Here is a 16485-nt window from a genome sequence, read left to right as displayed (position 1 = left end):
TGGTATAAATTATTATCTCAGTAAGGGGTTGCCAATGCTAAACAAAGACTTAGAACTCACATTAAATGCCGCGTTTCGTGAAGCGCGCACTCGCCGTCATGAGTTTATGACCGTAGAGCACCTTTTACTTGCGCTGTTAGATAATCCTTCTGCAGGAGAAGCCCTAAACGCGTGTGGTGTTAATATTTCTGGTTTAAAAACCGAATTATTAGAATTTATTGACGAAACAACACCCGTCATTCCAGATTTAGAAGAAGAGCGTGAAACTCAGCCAACACTTGGCTTTCAACGTGTATTACAACGCGCTGTGTTCCATGTGCAATCGTCAGGTAAAAATGAAGTCACTGGCGTGAATGTGCTAGTTGCTATTTTTTCTGAGCAAGAAAGCCAAGCTGTATATTTACTTAAAAAGCATGATGTATCGCGTTTAGACATCGTTAACTTTATTTCGCATGGTATTTCTAAAGCAGATGATGAATTAGGCAACGACAGCGACGATATTCATGATGAAGTGCAAGAAGTTCAAAATGAAGAAGCAAGCAAGCTAGACAGCTTTACAACTAACTTAAACGTTCAAGCTCGTGAAGGTAACATTGATCCACTGATCGGACGCGACAGCGAAGTAGAGCGCACGGTACAAGTATTGTGTCGTCGTAAAAAGAATAACCCATTACTTGTTGGTGAAGCGGGCGTTGGTAAAACAGCAATTGCTGAAGGCCTTGCGTATCGCATTGTTAATAAGCAAGTACCAGAAGTAATTGCAGATGCTGTTGTGTACTCGCTAGATATGGGTGCATTGCTTGCGGGTACTAAATACCGTGGCGACTTTGAAAAGCGCTTTAAAAGCTTACTAAAAGAGCTACAAGCCGAACCAGGCTCTATTTTATTTATTGATGAAATACATACCATAATCGGTGCCGGCGCGGCGTCTGGTGGTGTTATGGACGCATCAAACTTGCTTAAACCACTCCTTTCAAGTGGTAAGCTACGTTGTATGGGTTCAACAACTTACAACGAGTATAAAAATATTTTTGAGAAAGACCGTGCATTAGTACGTCGCTTTCAAAAAATTGATGTACTTGAGCCAAGTGTTGCCGATACCACTAAAATATTAAACGGCTTAAAAGAGCGTTACGAAGAGCACCATGGTATTCGTTACACTCAAAAAGCACTAAAAGCAGCTGCAGAACTCAGTGCTAAATACATTAATGAGCGCCACTTGCCAGATAAAGCCATTGATGTAATTGATGAAGCCGGTGCAAGTCAGCGCCTGCAACCTAGCTCTAAACGTAAAAAAACCATTGGCGTGGCTGATATAGAGCTAATTATATCTAAAATGGCACGTATCCCAGCGCAAAGCGTCTCGTCAACAGATAAAGAAACGCTTAAAAACTTAGACCGTAACCTTAAAATGCTCGTGTTTGGGCAAGATCAATCTATTGACGCACTTACATCAGCTATTCGTTTATCTCGCTCTGGTTTATCGAGCGAAGAAAAGCCAGTAGGTTCGTTTTTGTTTGCAGGGCCTACCGGTGTGGGTAAAACAGAAGTAACTAAGCAACTTGCTAAATGTATGGGTGTTGAGTTTATTCGTTTTGATATGTCGGAATATGTAGAACGCCATGCAATTAGTCGATTAATTGGTGCTCCACCAGGGTATGTTGGTTTTGAGCAAGGTGGTTTATTAACAGAAGCAGTTATTAAAAATCCACATGCTGTTGTACTTTTAGATGAGATTGAAAAAGCGCATCCAGACATTTACAACATTTTGCTACAGGTTATGGATCACGGTACGTTGACCGATAATAACGGCCGTAAAGCTGACTTTAGAAATGTAGTGGTTGTAATGACTACCAATGCGGGCGTACAAGAAACTACGCGTAAGTCGATTGGTTTTACAGAGCAAGATCATACGCACGATGCAATGGGTGCAATTAATAAAGTATTTTCACCAGAATTTAGAAACCGTTTAGATAACATCATTTGGTTTAATCACCTTGAACGTGAAGTTATTTTACTGGTGGTTGATAAGTTTATTGTGGAACTGCAAGCGCAGCTTGATAAAAAATCAGTTAACCTTGAGCTTACGTCTAAAGCACGTGAGTGGTTGGCAGATAAAGGCTACGATAAAGCAATGGGTGCACGTCCAATGGCACGTGTTATTCAAGAAGAGCTTAAAAAGCAATTAGCTAACGAAATACTGTTTGGTGAACTTGTTGATGGCGGTACGGTTAAAGTATCAGTTAAAGACAAGAAGATTCGCTTTGATTACGAGAGTAATTTAACACCAGCGTAAAACGTTAATTAAATAATTTAGTTAAATAAAATGGCCCGCTACATAATAGCGGGCCATTTTTTTGCCCTTTTTATAGGCAACAAAAAACCCAGCAAAAACTGGGCTTTTTGTTTATTAAATGTAATTGCTAGTCAATGTCTATCAATTACATTTAATAAACGCTTAAAGCTAGTAAAACACTAGCCAAAAACTAAATCTCGTTTACGCACTTACTTAGCGAGCACGGAATACGATACGACCCTTTGATAAATCGTAAGGAGTCATTTCTACCGTTACTTTATCGCCGGTTAAAATACGGATATAGTTTTTGCGCATTTTGCCTGAAATATGAGCCACAACTACGTGACCATTTTCTAGCTCAACTCGGAACATTGTATTTGGTAAAGTATCAAGGACTGTCCCTTGCATTTCGATTACGTCTTCTTTCGCCATGTTTAGCGTAACACCTCTTTAATAGTTAAACGCTGCAGATTTTGCCCAAAATACTCCAATAAGTAAAGGCGCAGGGGCTATATTTGCAAATTAAATAGCCACCCACTCATCATTGAGCTGTTTTTGAGCAGGTAAAAACTGAGTTTTGTACTTCATTTTGTCGCATTCATCAATTTGATAGCCCAAGTACACGTATTGCTTATTTTGCTCTTTAGCAAACTTTAGCTGCTCTAATATCATCACAGAGCCTAAACTATAGTGTTCAAAGTCGGGGTCAAAAAAGGTATAAATTGCAGAAATAGCGCTATTCATACAATCAGTTACGGCAACTGCGACTAAAGTATCTTGGTGCCATAGTTCAATAAATGTGATCTTGAGCCAACTACAAAGCAAAAAACTTTGAAACTGTTCTTTTTCAGGAGGATACATACTTCCATCCTGATGACGCATCGTTATGTACTTGCTATAAAGTGGATAGTATTCAGGTCGCTCTTGCGTTGAATATTTTACCTCAAACTGTGTTTTTGCTTTGTTTAGTTTACGTTTTTGCGATTTTGAGGGCATAAAGTCTTGTGCTAATACACGTACAGAACTACATGCGCTGCATATTGGGCAGTGTGGACGGTATATTTGGTTACCACTGCGACGAAATCCCAAGCCTAATAATGACTCAAATTTATCGGTGCTGTAGCAACTGGGATCAAGAATAACTAAAAGTTGTTCTTGTCTGTTGGGTAAATAACTACAGTCAAACTCTTGGGTTAAACCAACACGTGCAGGAAGTTGCTCATTCATAGATTGCGTCAAGTTCTTGTGGCTCCCACATAATAGGGTTAACAGTATAGTTATGTGCCGCTTTTAGTTTAGTCAAAAATGTGGAACGGGGGATTACTTGTGCACCTAGGGTCATTAAATAAGGGTTTTCTAACTGGCAATCAATAAAATGTGCATTATGGCGTTTAAGCCAATTTACCAGTGCCCACATAGCAAGCTTAGAACAATTGGTTTGATGATGAAACATAGACTCGCCACAAAAAACACCATTTTGCATAATGCCGTATAAGCCACCTGCAAGCTCTCCGTTACTCCACACCTCTAAACTATGTGCAATGCCAGCATTGTGTGCATTAACGTAAGCGTCGAGCATGTCAGAGGTGATCCAAGTGCCATCGGTATCAAGGCGTTGATCGCGACAGGCTTCTATCACCTCTTCAAAGGCATTATTAATGGTTACTCTTACAGGGTGCTTTTTTAAATGCTTACGCAGGCTCTTACTTATATGAAAATCATTAAGCTCAAAAATGCCTCGCTCGCTGGGAGACCACCACATAATAGGCTCATCTTCACTAAACCAAGGGAATACTCCGCTTTTGTAGGCATTACTTAGGCGAGGTAAACTCAAATCTCCGCCAATTGCTAACAAGCCATCAGGGGATTCTAATGCGTATTCCGGATTGGGGAATGCTATATCGTTTTCGCTTAATTGGTATAGCTGATTTCTCATACAGTACTTATTTTATAATTGATCGTAAAAGTGTAACTATATTTTAGGCATAAAAAAAGGGCTGAATAATCAGCCCTATAATAATTTATTTAATTGCTTATAAATTATCTAAAAAACGTTCAGCATCAAGGGCAGCCATACAGCCTGTACCCGCAGATGTGATTGCTTGACGGTAAATGTGGTCTGACACATCACCTGCAGCAAAAACGCCTTCTACGCTTGTTTGAGTCGCGTTACCGTGAAGGCCAGACTCTACAACTAAGTAGCCATCTTTCATTTCTAGTTGACCAACAAACATATCAGTATTTGGCTTGTGGCCAATAGCAATAAATACACCTGCTAAATCTAGCTCTTCAGTTGCATCAGAGTATGCATCTTTAATACGAACGCCGGTTACGCCCATTTGGTCGCCTAATACTTCGTCAAGCGTGCGGTTGTAATGCATTACAACGTTACCGTTTGCTGCTTTTTCAGCAAGGCGGTCAGCAAGTATTTTCTCACTGCGGAAACTATCACGACGATGAATAACATGTACTTCGTCAGCAATGTTAGATAAGTAAAGCGCTTCTTCAACCGCTGTATTACCACCACCAACAACCGCTACTTTTTGACCTTTATAGAAAAAACCGTCACACGTAGCACATGCCGAAACACCACGGCCTTGGAAATTAGTTTCAGACTCTAGGCCTAAGTATTTAGCAGACGCACCTGTTGCAATGATTAATGCATCACATGTGTAAGTACCTTGGTCGCCAGTTAGTGTGAAAGGGCGCTTAGATACATCTACTTTATTGATGTGATCGAATATGATTTCAGTTTCAAAGCGCTCAGCGTGCTCTTTCATACGATCCATTAACGCAGGACCTGTTAAACCGTGTGCATCACCAGGCCAGTTTTCAACTTCAGTTGTGGTTGTTAATTGGCCACCTTGTTGAATGCCTGTAATTAAAACAGGGTTTAAATTTGCACGTGCTGCATATACTGCGGCAGTATAACCAGCTGGGCCAGAGCCTAAAATTAGTAGCTTACAATGTTTTGCTTCAGTCATTATTTTTTCCTAAACGTTTAATACGGTCTTTAATGCGCTCGATTCTAAGAAAAACAAGGCAGATGTAAACAAAATCCGCGATTATTTTTTTTATCAAATCGAAAAGCTGTGCAGTATTGTGTACTAGAGCTCTGTGCTTTTACAGTTAAAATGCCTAAGTAGCTCAATAAATAGACTAACAGGCAACAAAACAGCGTTATTTCATGACCCCTTTGATTTTTTTTGTTATGTTTTACCTAATTTTATTTGTCACTGATAGATTATGTGACCTAAGCAAATAGGCAACTATGTTATTTTGGCAGGAAAAACCCGCATTCGGGTTGACTTCAAAAGACGTTAACGTCTTAACCAATGCGCAAGATTACCGAACGCAATTGCTACGCTTGATAGCGAACGCAAAAAAACGAATTTATATTACTGCGTTGTATTTACAAGATGACGAAGCAGGTCGCGAAATTTTAGAAGCGCTGCATCGTGTGTCATTGGCAAACCCGGCACTTGAGGTAAAAGTGCTGGTGGATTTTCATCGTGCGCAACGTGGATTAATTGGCGCTGATAAATCAGACGGTAACGCAAGTTTATACTGTGACGATTTAGAAAAGTTTAAATCGAGCGTACAAGTTTATGGCGTACCTGTAAAAGCTAAAGAATTATTTGGCGTATTGCATTTAAAAGGTTTTGTAATTGACGACACCTTACTTTACAGCGGCGCAAGCTTAAATAACGTGTACTTGCAATACAACGAGCGCTACAGGCTCGATCGTTACTTTTTGATAACGCAGAGCGAACTGTGTGACTCAGTAGTTGATTTTATTGAGACAAAGCTACTTTCATCAGTGGCCGTGCCACGCATTGACACTCGACCGCTTAAGCGTTTGCACGACTTTAAGCTTGATCAAAAGCAGTTAATGCGTGATTTAAAAGTCGCAAGTTATAACGCAGCAGAGCAGCTAAATACGCAAGCATTAGGTATTCGTTTGTTTTTAGGACTCGGGCGTCGTAATAACGAGTTAAATCGTTTAATAAAAGCGTTATTTGATACAACAGAGCAAGAGCTTGTGTTGTATACGCCATACTTCAATTTTCCGGCACCGCTTATGCGATCGCTGCGCCGATTATTAAAGCAAGGCAAGCAAGTGACTATTGTTGTAGGCGATAAAACAGCAAATGACTTTTATTTACCGCCAAGCGAGCCGTTTAGTAAAATAGGGGCATTACCTTATTTATACGAAACTATTTTGCATAAATTTGTAAAAACGCAAAAGCGTCATATCGATAACGGTAATTTAAATGTGTACCTGTGGAAAGATGAAAGCAATTCGTTTCATTTAAAAGGTATTTGTTCAGATAGAACAAAGCATTTACTGAGCGGGCATAACTTAAATCCGCGTGCATGGGGTCTTGATATCGAAAACGGTATTTTAATAGAAGATCCAGAGCAAACAATTATGGATGCTATTGATAACGAAAAGCAGGAAATTTTACAACACTGCCGCCGTTTAACTGGCCCAGATGATTTAGAAACAATGGATGATTACCCGCAGCCAGTTAAAAAACTACTAGGCCAAGCTAAGCGTGTAAAAGTAGATTTTATAATTAAGCGTTTTATCTAAATAAGCTTATATAAATCTGAAATTTAAATACAAAAAAAGCAGCTAATTAGCTGCTTTTTTTATGGGTTGTAGTTAGGTAGCTACATTACTTAATACCAACCTAACTATAAAACGCTAAATTATGCGTTTTCTACCGCTGTGCGTGGGTCAACATATTCCATGTTGAACGCTTCTGCTACTTCTTTGTAAGTTACTTGGCCTTTAATTACGTTTAAGCCTTTTAAGAAGTGAGCGTCATCTAGTAGCGCCTTTTTATAACCTTTGTTTGCAAGGTTAATGATGAAAGGCAATGTTGCATTGTTAAGTGCAAACGTAGATGTGCGTGGAACAGCACCTGGCATGTTAGCAACACAGTAGTGAACAACTTCATCAACGATGAAAGTAGGATCAGCATGCGTAGTTGCTTTAGAAGTAGCAATACAGCCACCTTGGTCGATTGCAACGTCAACAATTGCAGAACCAGGTTTCATTGCTTTAATGTGCTCAGCAGTTACTAGTTTAGGTGCAGCTGCACCTGGGATTAGTACGCCACCAATTACTAAATCAGCTTCTAGTACGTGTTTTTCTAGAGCATCAGCAGTTGAGTAAATAGCTTTAACTTTATTACCAAATTGCGCGTCTAGTGCACGTAATACGTCGATGTTACGGTCAAGAACGACAACTTCAGCACCAAGACCAACAGCCATTTGCGCTGCACTACGACCAACCATGCCGCCGCCAATGATAACAACTTTAGCTGCTTCAACGCCTGGTACGCCACCTAGTAGCATGCCACGACCGTGGTTAGATTTTTCTAGCGCTTGTGCACCAGCTTGAATAGACATACGACCAGCAACTTCGCTCATAGGAGCAAGAAGTGGTAAACCACCGCGAGAGTCAGTTACAGTTTCGTATGCAATACAAATAGCTTTGCTTTTTACAAGGTCTTCAGTTTGTGGAAGATCAGGTGCAAGGTGTAAGTAAGTGAAAAGAATTTGGTCTTCACGTAACATTGCACGTTCAACAGCTTGTGGCTCTTTTACTTTTACAATCATGTCTGCTTTAGCGAAAACGTCAGCAGCAGTTGCTAAAATCTCAGCACCCGCTAGCGTGTAATCTTCGTTAGTAAAACCAATACCCATGCCTGCATCAGTTTCTACAATCACTTGATGACCGTGGTTTACTAATTCACGAACACTCGCAGGAACCATACCTACACGGTATTCATGGTTTTTAATTTCTTTAGGAACACCAATAATCATATCATTTGCCTTATTAAGAACGGATTAACATTTTTCACTATTATATTCATCATAAGCCCGTGTGTCTCACCTTTTTTAAAGTCAAATCTAGTGTTATCATCTATATAACAAAAATAAACAGCATAAAAAACTAGTTGGCACTATGCATCAGTTATTAGATAGAATTGACCGTAAAATTTTAATGGAATTACAGCACGATGGACGCCTTTCAAACGTTGAACTGGCCAGACGAGTTGGCCTAAGCGCCACGCCCTGTCTGGAGCGAGTGAAAAAGCTAGAACGAGAAGGCTACATACTTGGCTATAAAGCAGTGGTCGATCCAGCTAAGCTTGGGCAAGGTTTATCGGTGTATGTAGAAGTAACAATTACTAAAACATCTCCCGACGTATTTGATGAGTTTAGTGCGGCCGTTAAAAAGCACGAAGAAATTATCGAATGTCATTTAGTATCGGGTAATTTTGATTTTTTACTTAAAACGCGCGTAAATGATATGTCAGAATACCGTGGTGTATTAGGTGACATATTATTAAAATTGCCTAACGTTAGTGAAAGCCGAACTTATGTAGTAATGGAAGAAGTAAAAGGTGAAGAAGGCGTAATTATTCGTCCTTATATTACTTAAGGTTATTTATATTAGCTGCGTCATTTGCTTATATAAGCTCAAATTATAAAAACTTGTTCATAATCAGGCCATCAAGGTTAAGATAAAGTGCAACAAATTGCATTTCCTGCTAAGGTATTTCACTGCTAAGTAAGTGTGAATAAAAATAGAATAATAAAGAGGAATAGGGAACTATGCGCCTAAACGGTGTGCAAAGACTATTAGAAACAGGGCTGATTATCAGCACCTTTACGGCAATATTTATTTTATGTGCCTTGATCAGCTTTGATCCAGCAGATGCTGCATGGTCGCAAACTAGTTTTAGCGAAGTAAGCAACATCACAGGAGCAGCCGGTGCATGGATAGCCGACATTTTATTACTCACCTTTGGTTGGTTGGCTTACTTAGTGCCAGCGGCCATTCAGCTATTTGGCTACTTGCTATTTAAACAACCTCACCGCATTTTACAGCTTGATTACACCACCTTAGCGCTGCGTGTTATTGGTTTTGCTTTATTTATTACCTCAGCTACCGCTATTAGTAGTATCAATTTTGACGATATTTATAACTTTTCCTCTGGTGGGGTAGTGGGCGATGTTATTGCATCAGCCATGATGCCTGCGTTTAACTTTACCGGTACATCTATATTATTGCTGTGTTTCTTTTTTGCCGGGCTTACCTTATTAACGGGTGTATCGTGGGTTGATTTTGTAGATTACCTTGGCGATTTAATGGTTAGGTTTTACCGCTTTATTGTATCGTACGCAAAAGGTTGGATGCACCGAGAACACGCTGCGGGCAAAGCAAATAATCACGATGAAGTAGACGCCCATTTTGAAGACGATATAAAAGAGCAAATAGAGCTGCCTACATCAACTAAAAAAGCAGATAAACAAAAAGCAATTAATAAACCGCAAACGCCATTTAGCGAGCCACAAATTAGTGACGATTTTATGCCGTTTGACGAGCTTGACGACATACTCGATCAAGAAATTGGCTTTAGCGCCATAGACGACGAACCAATGGACACGGCCGCTGCATTAAACGCGCTTGATCAAAGCCCAGTTGTAGAGCCAGAAAAACCAGTTACAACAGTGGTATCGCCAGCAAGACCAATGCCTAAATCAAAAGCGCAATATCAACCACCGCCAACGGCTAAAGAGAAGTTTGAGCAATTATTAACGCAAGAACCACCACCGGGGCCATTACCGTCGCTCGATTTACTCGACAGACCGGACAAAGCCAAAAACCCAATTTCGCAAGAAGAGCTCGATACAGTATCGCGCCTAGTAGAGACAAAACTACTGGACTTTAACGTACAAGCTAAAGTTGTAGCGGTATACCCAGGCCCTGTTGTTACACGCTTTGAGCTAGATTTAGCGCCAGGTATTAAAGTGTCTAAAATTACAGGTTTAGCAAAAGATTTAGCCCGTTCGCTTTCGGCAATTAGTGTGCGTGTTGTAGAAGTTATACCGGGTAAAACATATGTTGGTATTGAGCTTCCTAATAAACACCGCGAAATAGTACGTTTGTCGGAAGTAATAAACGCACCTAAATTCGAGCAAAACCCATCGCCACTTACCATGGTTCTAGGTAAAGATATCGCCGGTCAGCCTGTATGTGCTGATTTAGGTAAAATGCCACACTTACTGGTGGCCGGTACAACCGGTTCAGGTAAATCAGTGGGCGTTAATGTCATGATAGTAAGCTTGCTTTACAAATCGGGCCCTGACGATGTACGTATGATTATGATTGACCCTAAAATGCTTGAGCTATCAGTATACGAAGGCATTCCGCATTTATTGTGTGAAGTAGTCACCGACATGAAAGAAGCCGCTAACGCACTGCGTTGGTGTGTGGGCGAAATGGAACGTCGTTATAAATTAATGTCAGCATTGGGTGTGCGTAACTTAAAAGGTTACAACCAAAAAGTGCTTGAAGCCAATGAAGCGGGTTACCCGATTCTTGATCCATTATTTAAAGACACCGATGGCATGAAAGATGGCCCGGAAGAACTTGGTAAGTTACCAAGTATTGTTGTAGTAATTGACGAGTTTGCCGACATGATGATGATTGTTGGTAAAAAAGTAGAAGAGCTGATTGCCCGCATAGCCCAAAAAGCACGTGCGGCAGGTATCCATTTAATACTGGCAACGCAGCGCCCTTCGGTAGATGTAATAACCGGTTTAATTAAAGCAAATATACCAACGCGTATGGCGTTTCAGGTATCAAGTAAAATAGACTCGCGCACGATACTTGACCAACAAGGCGCAGAAAACTTACTGGGTATGGGCGATATGCTTTATTTACCACCAGGCACTAGTGTACCAGAGCGTGTGCATGGCGCGTTTGTAGACGACCATGAAGTACATGCCGTCGTAAACGATTGGAAAGCGCGTGCTAAGCCAAATTACGTTGATGAAATACTCAATGGTGATGCCAGTGAAGATATTTTATTGCCAGGTGAAGCAAGCGAAAATGCAGACGAAGAGAACGATCCGTTATACGACGAAGCCGTATCGTTTGTAATTGAAACCGGCAAGGTATCGGTATCGTCAGTGCAACGTAAATTACGTGTTGGCTATAACCGCGCGGCACGTTTAGTAGAACAAATGGAAACATCGGGTATCGTGAGTTCACCAGGTCATAACGGCGCTCGCGATGTATTAGTACCTAATGGAGCAAATTAATGAAAAAATTTAACGCCTTATTATTAGTGTTAGGCAGCGTACTTGCCGCACCAAGCTTTGCTGATGACAGCCAAGCATTACAAGACAGACTTGCTACTTTAAAAAGCTTTAAAGCGCAGTTTGCACAAAAAGTAACAGACAAAGAAGGCCAAGCGGTTATGCAAGGCGAGGGCACAATAGCGCTTCAACAGCCTATGATGATTCGCTGGCAGCAAACAAACCCAGACGATACATTATTTGTATCAAACGGCGATAAAACATATTACTTCGATAGCTTTGCTGAGCAAGTAACGATTATGAAAACCAGCAGCCTAATCGACTCAACACCATTTGTGCTACTTACATCAAAAGACCCAGCACAGTGGGAAAAATACAGCGTACTTGCAACAAATACAGGCTTTAGTGTAACGCCAAATAAAGGTGTAGAAAGCCAAGTAGAACAACTTGATATAGCGTTTTCAGGTGCGGGTAACGAGCAAGGCCTTGCTAAACTAGTCGTTACCGACAACTCAGGGCAGCTATCGTCATTTACGTTTAACAATGCCCAAGTTAATACGCCGCTTGATAAAAGTACTTTTGAATTTACGCCTCCTGAAGGTGTTGAAATAGACGATCAGAGCAACGGTGAGTAATTTAGGTTTTAACTTTGGGCCAGATGTACGCCCACTTGCCGCGCGTATGCGCCCCACAACGCTTGACGAGTACATTGGTCAGCAACACTTATTAAGTGCTGATAAACCACTGCATCAAGCCATTGTCGCGGGGCGATGCCATAGTTTAATTTTATGGGGCCCACCGGGTGTAGGTAAAACAACACTTGCGCAAATAATTGCCAACCATGCTGATGCCTCACTTATTCAAATGTCGGCGGTAACCGCAGGCGTAAAAGATATACGTGACAGCGTAACGCAAGCGCGCGATAATCTAGAAAGCCGTGGCCAACGCACCCTTATGTTTGTTGACGAGGTTCATCGCTTTAATAAGTCTCAGCAAGATGCGTTTTTACCGCACATAGAAGACGGCACCTTTATATTTGTAGGTGCAACCACCGAAAACCCATCGTTTGCCCTTAATAACGCTATATTGTCGCGTGCACGCGTGTATGTTTTAAAATCGCTTGCCGATGCCGACTTATATACCGTAATAGAACGTGCACTTAAACAAGACGAGCAGTTAAGCCAAAAGCATATCACAATTGCCGACAACGCTAAAAAGGCACTATGCCAAGCAAGTGGCGGCGATGCGCGTAAAGTACTTAATTTACTTGAACAAGCGGTTGATTTAACAACCGAGCAAGACGGTCAATATAACGTAGACGAGCACGTACTTAGCCAAGTGTTACCAACGCATTTAGCTAAATACGATAAAGGCGGCGATGAATTTTACGATTTAATATCAGCCTTTCATAAATCAGTACGAGGTAGCTCCCCCGACGGCGCACTGTATTGGTATTGCCGAATTTTAGCCGGTGGTGGCGACCCTTTGTATGTAGCAAGGCGTTTACTTGCCATTGCAACAGAGGATATAGGTAACGCCGATCCGCGCGCGATGGAAGTGGCCTTAAATGCGTGGGATATATTTCAGCGAGTAGGCCCTGGCGAAGGAGAACGTGCAATTGCACAAGCCACATTGTACTTAGCCAGCGCACCCAAAAGTAATGCGGTGTATATGGCGTTTAATCAAGCCAAAGCAGACGCTCAAAACGAACCAAGTTACCCAGTGCCAGAGCATTTACGTAATGCCCCAACTAATTTAATGAAAGACTTAGGGTATGGCGCTGAGTACCGTTATGCGCATAATGAAGAAGGCGCATTTGCCGCAGGTGAAAAATATTTACCACCAGAAATGGACGGTAAAGAATATTACTTACCGAGCGAGCGCGGACTTGAACAAAAAATCAAACAAAAACTCGATTACCTAAAAGAGCGCGATGCGCAAAGCCCACTTAAACGATACGAAAATGATTAAACTTTATATGATGATCGCCCTTGGCGGAGCCTCAGGTGCGTGTTTACGGTTTTTTATTAGCGAAAGCATGCTAAAACTCCTCGGTAGGGGATTCCCTTTTGGCACGTTGACGGTTAATATTCTGGGTTCATTGTTAATGGGCATTTTGTACGGTTTGATAGATAAAGAAATTATCACCGCAAGCCCCGCTAAAACCCTTATCGGTATTGGCTTTTTAGGTGCATTAACCACCTTTTCAACATTCTCAATGGACTCGTTGTTGTTATTACAACAAGGTCACTTTATTAAAATGGCCCTCAATATCATCTTAAACGTGATGGTGTGTATTTTTATGGCTTGGCTGGGCCTTCAGCTAGTAATGCAAAAAGGTTAAAAAACTAACATGTTAGATTCTAAATTTTTACGTCAAGACATCGAACAAACTGCAGCACGTTTAGCAGCTCGCGGTTACGAACTCGATGTCGCGACGGTAACGGCACTTGAAGAAAAACGCAAAACATTACAAGTAAAAACGCAAGAACTTCAAAGTCAACGTAATGCAAGCGCAAAAGCAATTGGTCAAGCCAAAGCTAAAGGCGAAGACGCACAGCCATTACTTGATGCAGTGGCTAACTTAGGCAGTGAGCTAGACGCCGCTAAAACAGAGCAAGATGAAGTATTAGCCGCAATTAACGACATTGCTTTAGCAATTCCAAACTTGCCAGACGAGTCAGTACCTGAAGGTAAAGACGAAGACGACAACGTTGAAATTTTAACGTGGGGCACACCTAAAAAGTTTGATTTTGAAGTTAAAGACCACGTAGATGTAGGGCAAGACCTAAACGGCTTAGACTTTGAAATGGGCGTTAAAATTAGTGGCGCACGCTTTACTGTAATGCGCGGCCAAGTAGCGCGTATGCACCGTGCACTAACGCAATTTATGCTAGATACACATGCTGATAAAAACGGCTATACAGAAATGTATGTACCGTACTTAGTAAATAGTGCAAGCCTTTACGGCACGAGCCAACTACCTAAATTTGCGGGCGATTTATTCCACACATTAGGCCTTGTAAACGACGACGGCGAACAACAAGCTGGCTTTAGCTTAATTCCTACAGCTGAAGTACCGCTTACAAACAGCGCACGCGACGAAATTTACGATGAAAGCGATTTACCAATTCGCTTAGTTGCCCACACTCCGTGTTTCAGAAGTGAAGCAGGCAGCTATGGCCGCGATACACGTGGCTTAATTCGTCAGCATCAGTTTGATAAAGTTGAACTTGTACAGCTTGTAAAACCTGAAGACTCAATGGCAACGCTTGAAGAGTTAACAGGTCACGCAGAGCAAATACTACAAGCATTAGAACTTCCGTACCGTAAAGTAATTTTATGTATGGGCGACATGGGCTTTGGCTCAGCTAAAACATACGATTTAGAAGTATGGTTACCTGCGCAAGACACATACCGCGAAATTTCATCATGTTCAAACATGGCTGACTTTCAGGCGCGTCGTATGCAAGCACGTTTTCGCCGTGAAGGTGTTAAAAAGCCAGAGTTACTTCATACACTAAATGGTTCAGGCTTAGCCGTTGGCCGTACACTAGTAGCGATACTAGAAAACTACCAACAAGCCGATGGTACGGTAGTAGTACCAGAAGTATTACGCCCATACATGGGTGGACTTGAAGTAATTGGTAAACAATAAAAATCAAGTTTAAGTTAAGCAAGCTTTAAGCTTGTAAATCTTAATACGAAAGCCGCTGTTTGTAATAAACAGCGGCTTTTTTGTTTTAGGTTAAAGGTAAAAACTTAAAGAAAAAATTCAAGTTATCTTATTAATAATATCGCTTACACCTATTTTTATGGCTCATTACTTTTTTGTCCGATATTACTGATCTCTACCATTTTGGGGTATTTCTACATCAAGGAAACTTAAATATCGGCTAACTAGTTGTTTACAAGTCCTTATTAGCTGGTTAAATTAGATGCTTCGCAATATTTGGACATTTGTCGGTTTGTAAAGCGACAAATGTCGGATACAAAGTTGTTATACGTTTCGAGGTAGAGTGTGCATCCTGACTTTGAGTTCCACATTTATCCAAAGCACTTATTGAAAGGTAAAAGCATTACTGATGAGAATGCTGATGTAATTACCAAAATAGGGTTGCCGGGATTTGTTTCACCTCATTTATACTTCGGCGATTTTGAAGAAGAACAATTTCTCCCATTATTATCTAATTGGTCATGGGCAAGTGAGTGGGAAGGAAATATAGATGTTGCGATGCAACAGTTTCCTGATTGTTTAGTTATCGGTGCTGGACAAGAATCTGAGCCTATAATAATCAAGCCCAATGAAAGCAGTCTTTATCAAGTAAATATGGACGGGAAGTCATTAAAATTCCTTAACGAAAACTTGGATAAATTATTCTTAACGCTTGATGCGTTTTTAGATATGGTAGATAAAGTATACTCAAAAGATAACAACGCTTTTCTAGAGCAGCGAGTTAATCCTTTATTAGTAACATTATTTAAAACGCAGTTAAAAAACATAGATCCTTTAGCACTAGGTAAAAATTCGCTTTGGGAACAGCTTGCAGACAATTGTAGTTTGCATCACAAAAACGTATAACAAGTTGCTCAAACGGACAAAAAACAGTTGGCTTTTGCTCGTTCCTCGCTAATTTTAGCCAACTATTTTATTGCCGCTTAGCAAAGCGTTTATGTTTAAAGGAAAGTATGGACGCTGAATTAAAGAAAAAAGTTGATGTAATCGTAGGTTTAAGTCGTCTTGGCGGTGGAACACTGATAATTGTCGGAAGTATATTAGTCTACGTTTTCTTTCAAGCAGCATTAGATCCAAATGCTGTAATTGAAATAAATGGCGTTCCAACCAAAGATGAGAGTTCTAAAATTATAGCGGCAATATTCAGTAGTTTATTTCCTATTCTGGGTTTGTTTTTAGCTTTTATTCCAAGTAAATACCTTGATAAGTGGGTTGCAAAAATAGTTACTCGTTTAGAGTAAATTTAAACATAACAAGTGACTATGGTGTCAATTCCTAATTTCAAACCATTTTAGGATCCCACATGACACCATCCCTCACCATAGAA

At 40.8% G+C, this 16485-nt stretch carries 15 protein-coding genes; 10 read left to right on the top strand and 5 right to left on the bottom strand.

Features of this window, described 5'->3' with window-relative positions; genetic code table 11:
- The first annotated feature begins 34 nt into the window (after nucleotides 1–34).
- The gene (gene clpA / locus I6E72_RS04975) at nucleotides 35–2296 is read left to right on the top strand and encodes an ATP-dependent Clp protease ATP-binding subunit ClpA (protein ID WP_007585108.1); all 2262 of its coding nucleotides are present in this window, start codon (nucleotides 35–37) and stop codon (nucleotides 2294–2296) included.
- Nucleotides 2297–2509: 213 nt separating this feature from the next.
- On the opposite strand, the gene infA is transcribed toward clpA, so the two are convergent.
- From infA to trxB, 4 genes are all read right to left on the bottom strand, one after another.
- On the bottom strand, nucleotides 2510–2728 hold the full coding sequence (infA, locus tag I6E72_RS04970) for a translation initiation factor IF-1 (protein WP_002962494.1): 219 nt from the start codon (nucleotides 2726–2728) through the stop codon (nucleotides 2510–2512).
- Between the two features lie 90 nt (nucleotides 2729–2818).
- A complete protein-coding gene (locus I6E72_RS04965) occupies nucleotides 2819–3523 on the bottom strand; it encodes an arginyltransferase (protein ID WP_010552618.1) in 705 nt (234 codons plus the stop codon).
- On the bottom strand, nucleotides 3516–4232 hold the full coding sequence (gene aat / locus I6E72_RS04960) for a leucyl/phenylalanyl-tRNA--protein transferase (protein ID WP_010552619.1): 717 nt from the start codon (nucleotides 4230–4232) through the stop codon (nucleotides 3516–3518). The genes I6E72_RS04965 and aat overlap by 8 nt, the downstream gene beginning before the upstream one ends.
- Nucleotides 4233–4329: 97 nt before the next feature.
- On the bottom strand, nucleotides 4330–5280 hold the full coding sequence (gene trxB / locus I6E72_RS04955; RefSeq protein ID WP_197111270.1) for a thioredoxin-disulfide reductase: 951 nt from the start codon (nucleotides 5278–5280) through the stop codon (nucleotides 4330–4332).
- A gap of 287 nt (nucleotides 5281–5567) precedes the next feature.
- Here trxB and pssA point away from each other — a divergent pair, with 287 nt between their 5' ends.
- Nucleotides 5568–6893: a CDP-diacylglycerol--serine O-phosphatidyltransferase gene (gene pssA, locus I6E72_RS04950; RefSeq protein WP_007585102.1), complete on the top strand. Its 1326-nt coding sequence runs from the start codon at nucleotides 5568–5570 to the stop codon at nucleotides 6891–6893.
- A gap of 119 nt (nucleotides 6894–7012) precedes the next feature.
- Here pssA and ald read toward each other — a convergent pair whose 3' ends face one another.
- Nucleotides 7013–8134, bottom strand: a complete 1122-nt coding sequence (ald, locus tag I6E72_RS04945) for an alanine dehydrogenase (RefSeq protein ID WP_010552621.1) — start codon at nucleotides 8132–8134, stop codon at nucleotides 7013–7015.
- 142 nt (nucleotides 8135–8276) lie between these two features.
- Here ald and lrp point away from each other — a divergent pair, with 142 nt between their 5' ends.
- The 8 genes from lrp (at nucleotide 8277) to I6E72_RS04905 (ending at nucleotide 16399) form a co-directional block, all read left to right on the top strand.
- Nucleotides 8277–8756: a leucine-responsive transcriptional regulator Lrp gene (lrp, locus tag I6E72_RS04940; RefSeq protein WP_007582985.1), complete on the top strand. Its 480-nt coding sequence runs from the start codon at nucleotides 8277–8279 to the stop codon at nucleotides 8754–8756.
- A 173-nt stretch (nucleotides 8757–8929) separates the two neighbouring features.
- Entirely contained in the window at nucleotides 8930–11425 is a 2496-nt protein-coding gene (locus I6E72_RS04935; protein WP_197111269.1) for a DNA translocase FtsK, read from the top strand.
- Nucleotides 11425–12057 (top strand): outer membrane lipoprotein chaperone LolA, encoded by a 633-nt coding sequence (lolA, locus tag I6E72_RS04930; RefSeq protein WP_197111262.1) that lies wholly within the window; start codon nucleotides 11425–11427, stop codon nucleotides 12055–12057. Before I6E72_RS04935 ends, lolA begins: the two co-directional genes overlap by 1 nt.
- Complete coding sequence (locus I6E72_RS04925; protein ID WP_197111260.1) at nucleotides 12050–13393, top strand: replication-associated recombination protein A; 1344 nt, start codon at nucleotides 12050–12052, stop codon at nucleotides 13391–13393. The genes lolA and I6E72_RS04925 overlap by 8 nt, the downstream gene beginning before the upstream one ends.
- The gene (gene crcB, locus I6E72_RS04920; protein ID WP_021032117.1) at nucleotides 13386–13766 is read left to right on the top strand and encodes a fluoride efflux transporter CrcB; all 381 of its coding nucleotides are present in this window, start codon (nucleotides 13386–13388) and stop codon (nucleotides 13764–13766) included. The genes I6E72_RS04925 and crcB overlap by 8 nt, the downstream gene beginning before the upstream one ends.
- Nucleotides 13767–13775: 9 nt before the next feature.
- Entirely contained in the window at nucleotides 13776–15080 is a 1305-nt protein-coding gene (gene serS / locus I6E72_RS04915) for a serine--tRNA ligase (protein ID WP_182769899.1), read from the top strand.
- A gap of 405 nt (nucleotides 15081–15485) precedes the next feature.
- Complete coding sequence (locus tag I6E72_RS04910) at nucleotides 15486–16004, top strand: SUKH-4 family immunity protein (protein WP_197111258.1); 519 nt, start codon at nucleotides 15486–15488, stop codon at nucleotides 16002–16004.
- Between the two features lie 107 nt (nucleotides 16005–16111).
- Complete coding sequence (locus I6E72_RS04905; protein WP_197111256.1) at nucleotides 16112–16399, top strand: hypothetical protein; 288 nt, start codon at nucleotides 16112–16114, stop codon at nucleotides 16397–16399.
- Nucleotides 16400–16485 lie beyond the last annotated feature (86 nt).

The organism is Pseudoalteromonas sp. NSLLW24 (assembly GCF_015864725.1).
GTDB lineage: Bacteria > Pseudomonadota > Gammaproteobacteria > Enterobacterales > Alteromonadaceae > Pseudoalteromonas > Pseudoalteromonas arctica.
Note: the sequence above shows the minus strand (reverse complement) of the source record. Positions and strands in the feature narration are given on the sequence as shown.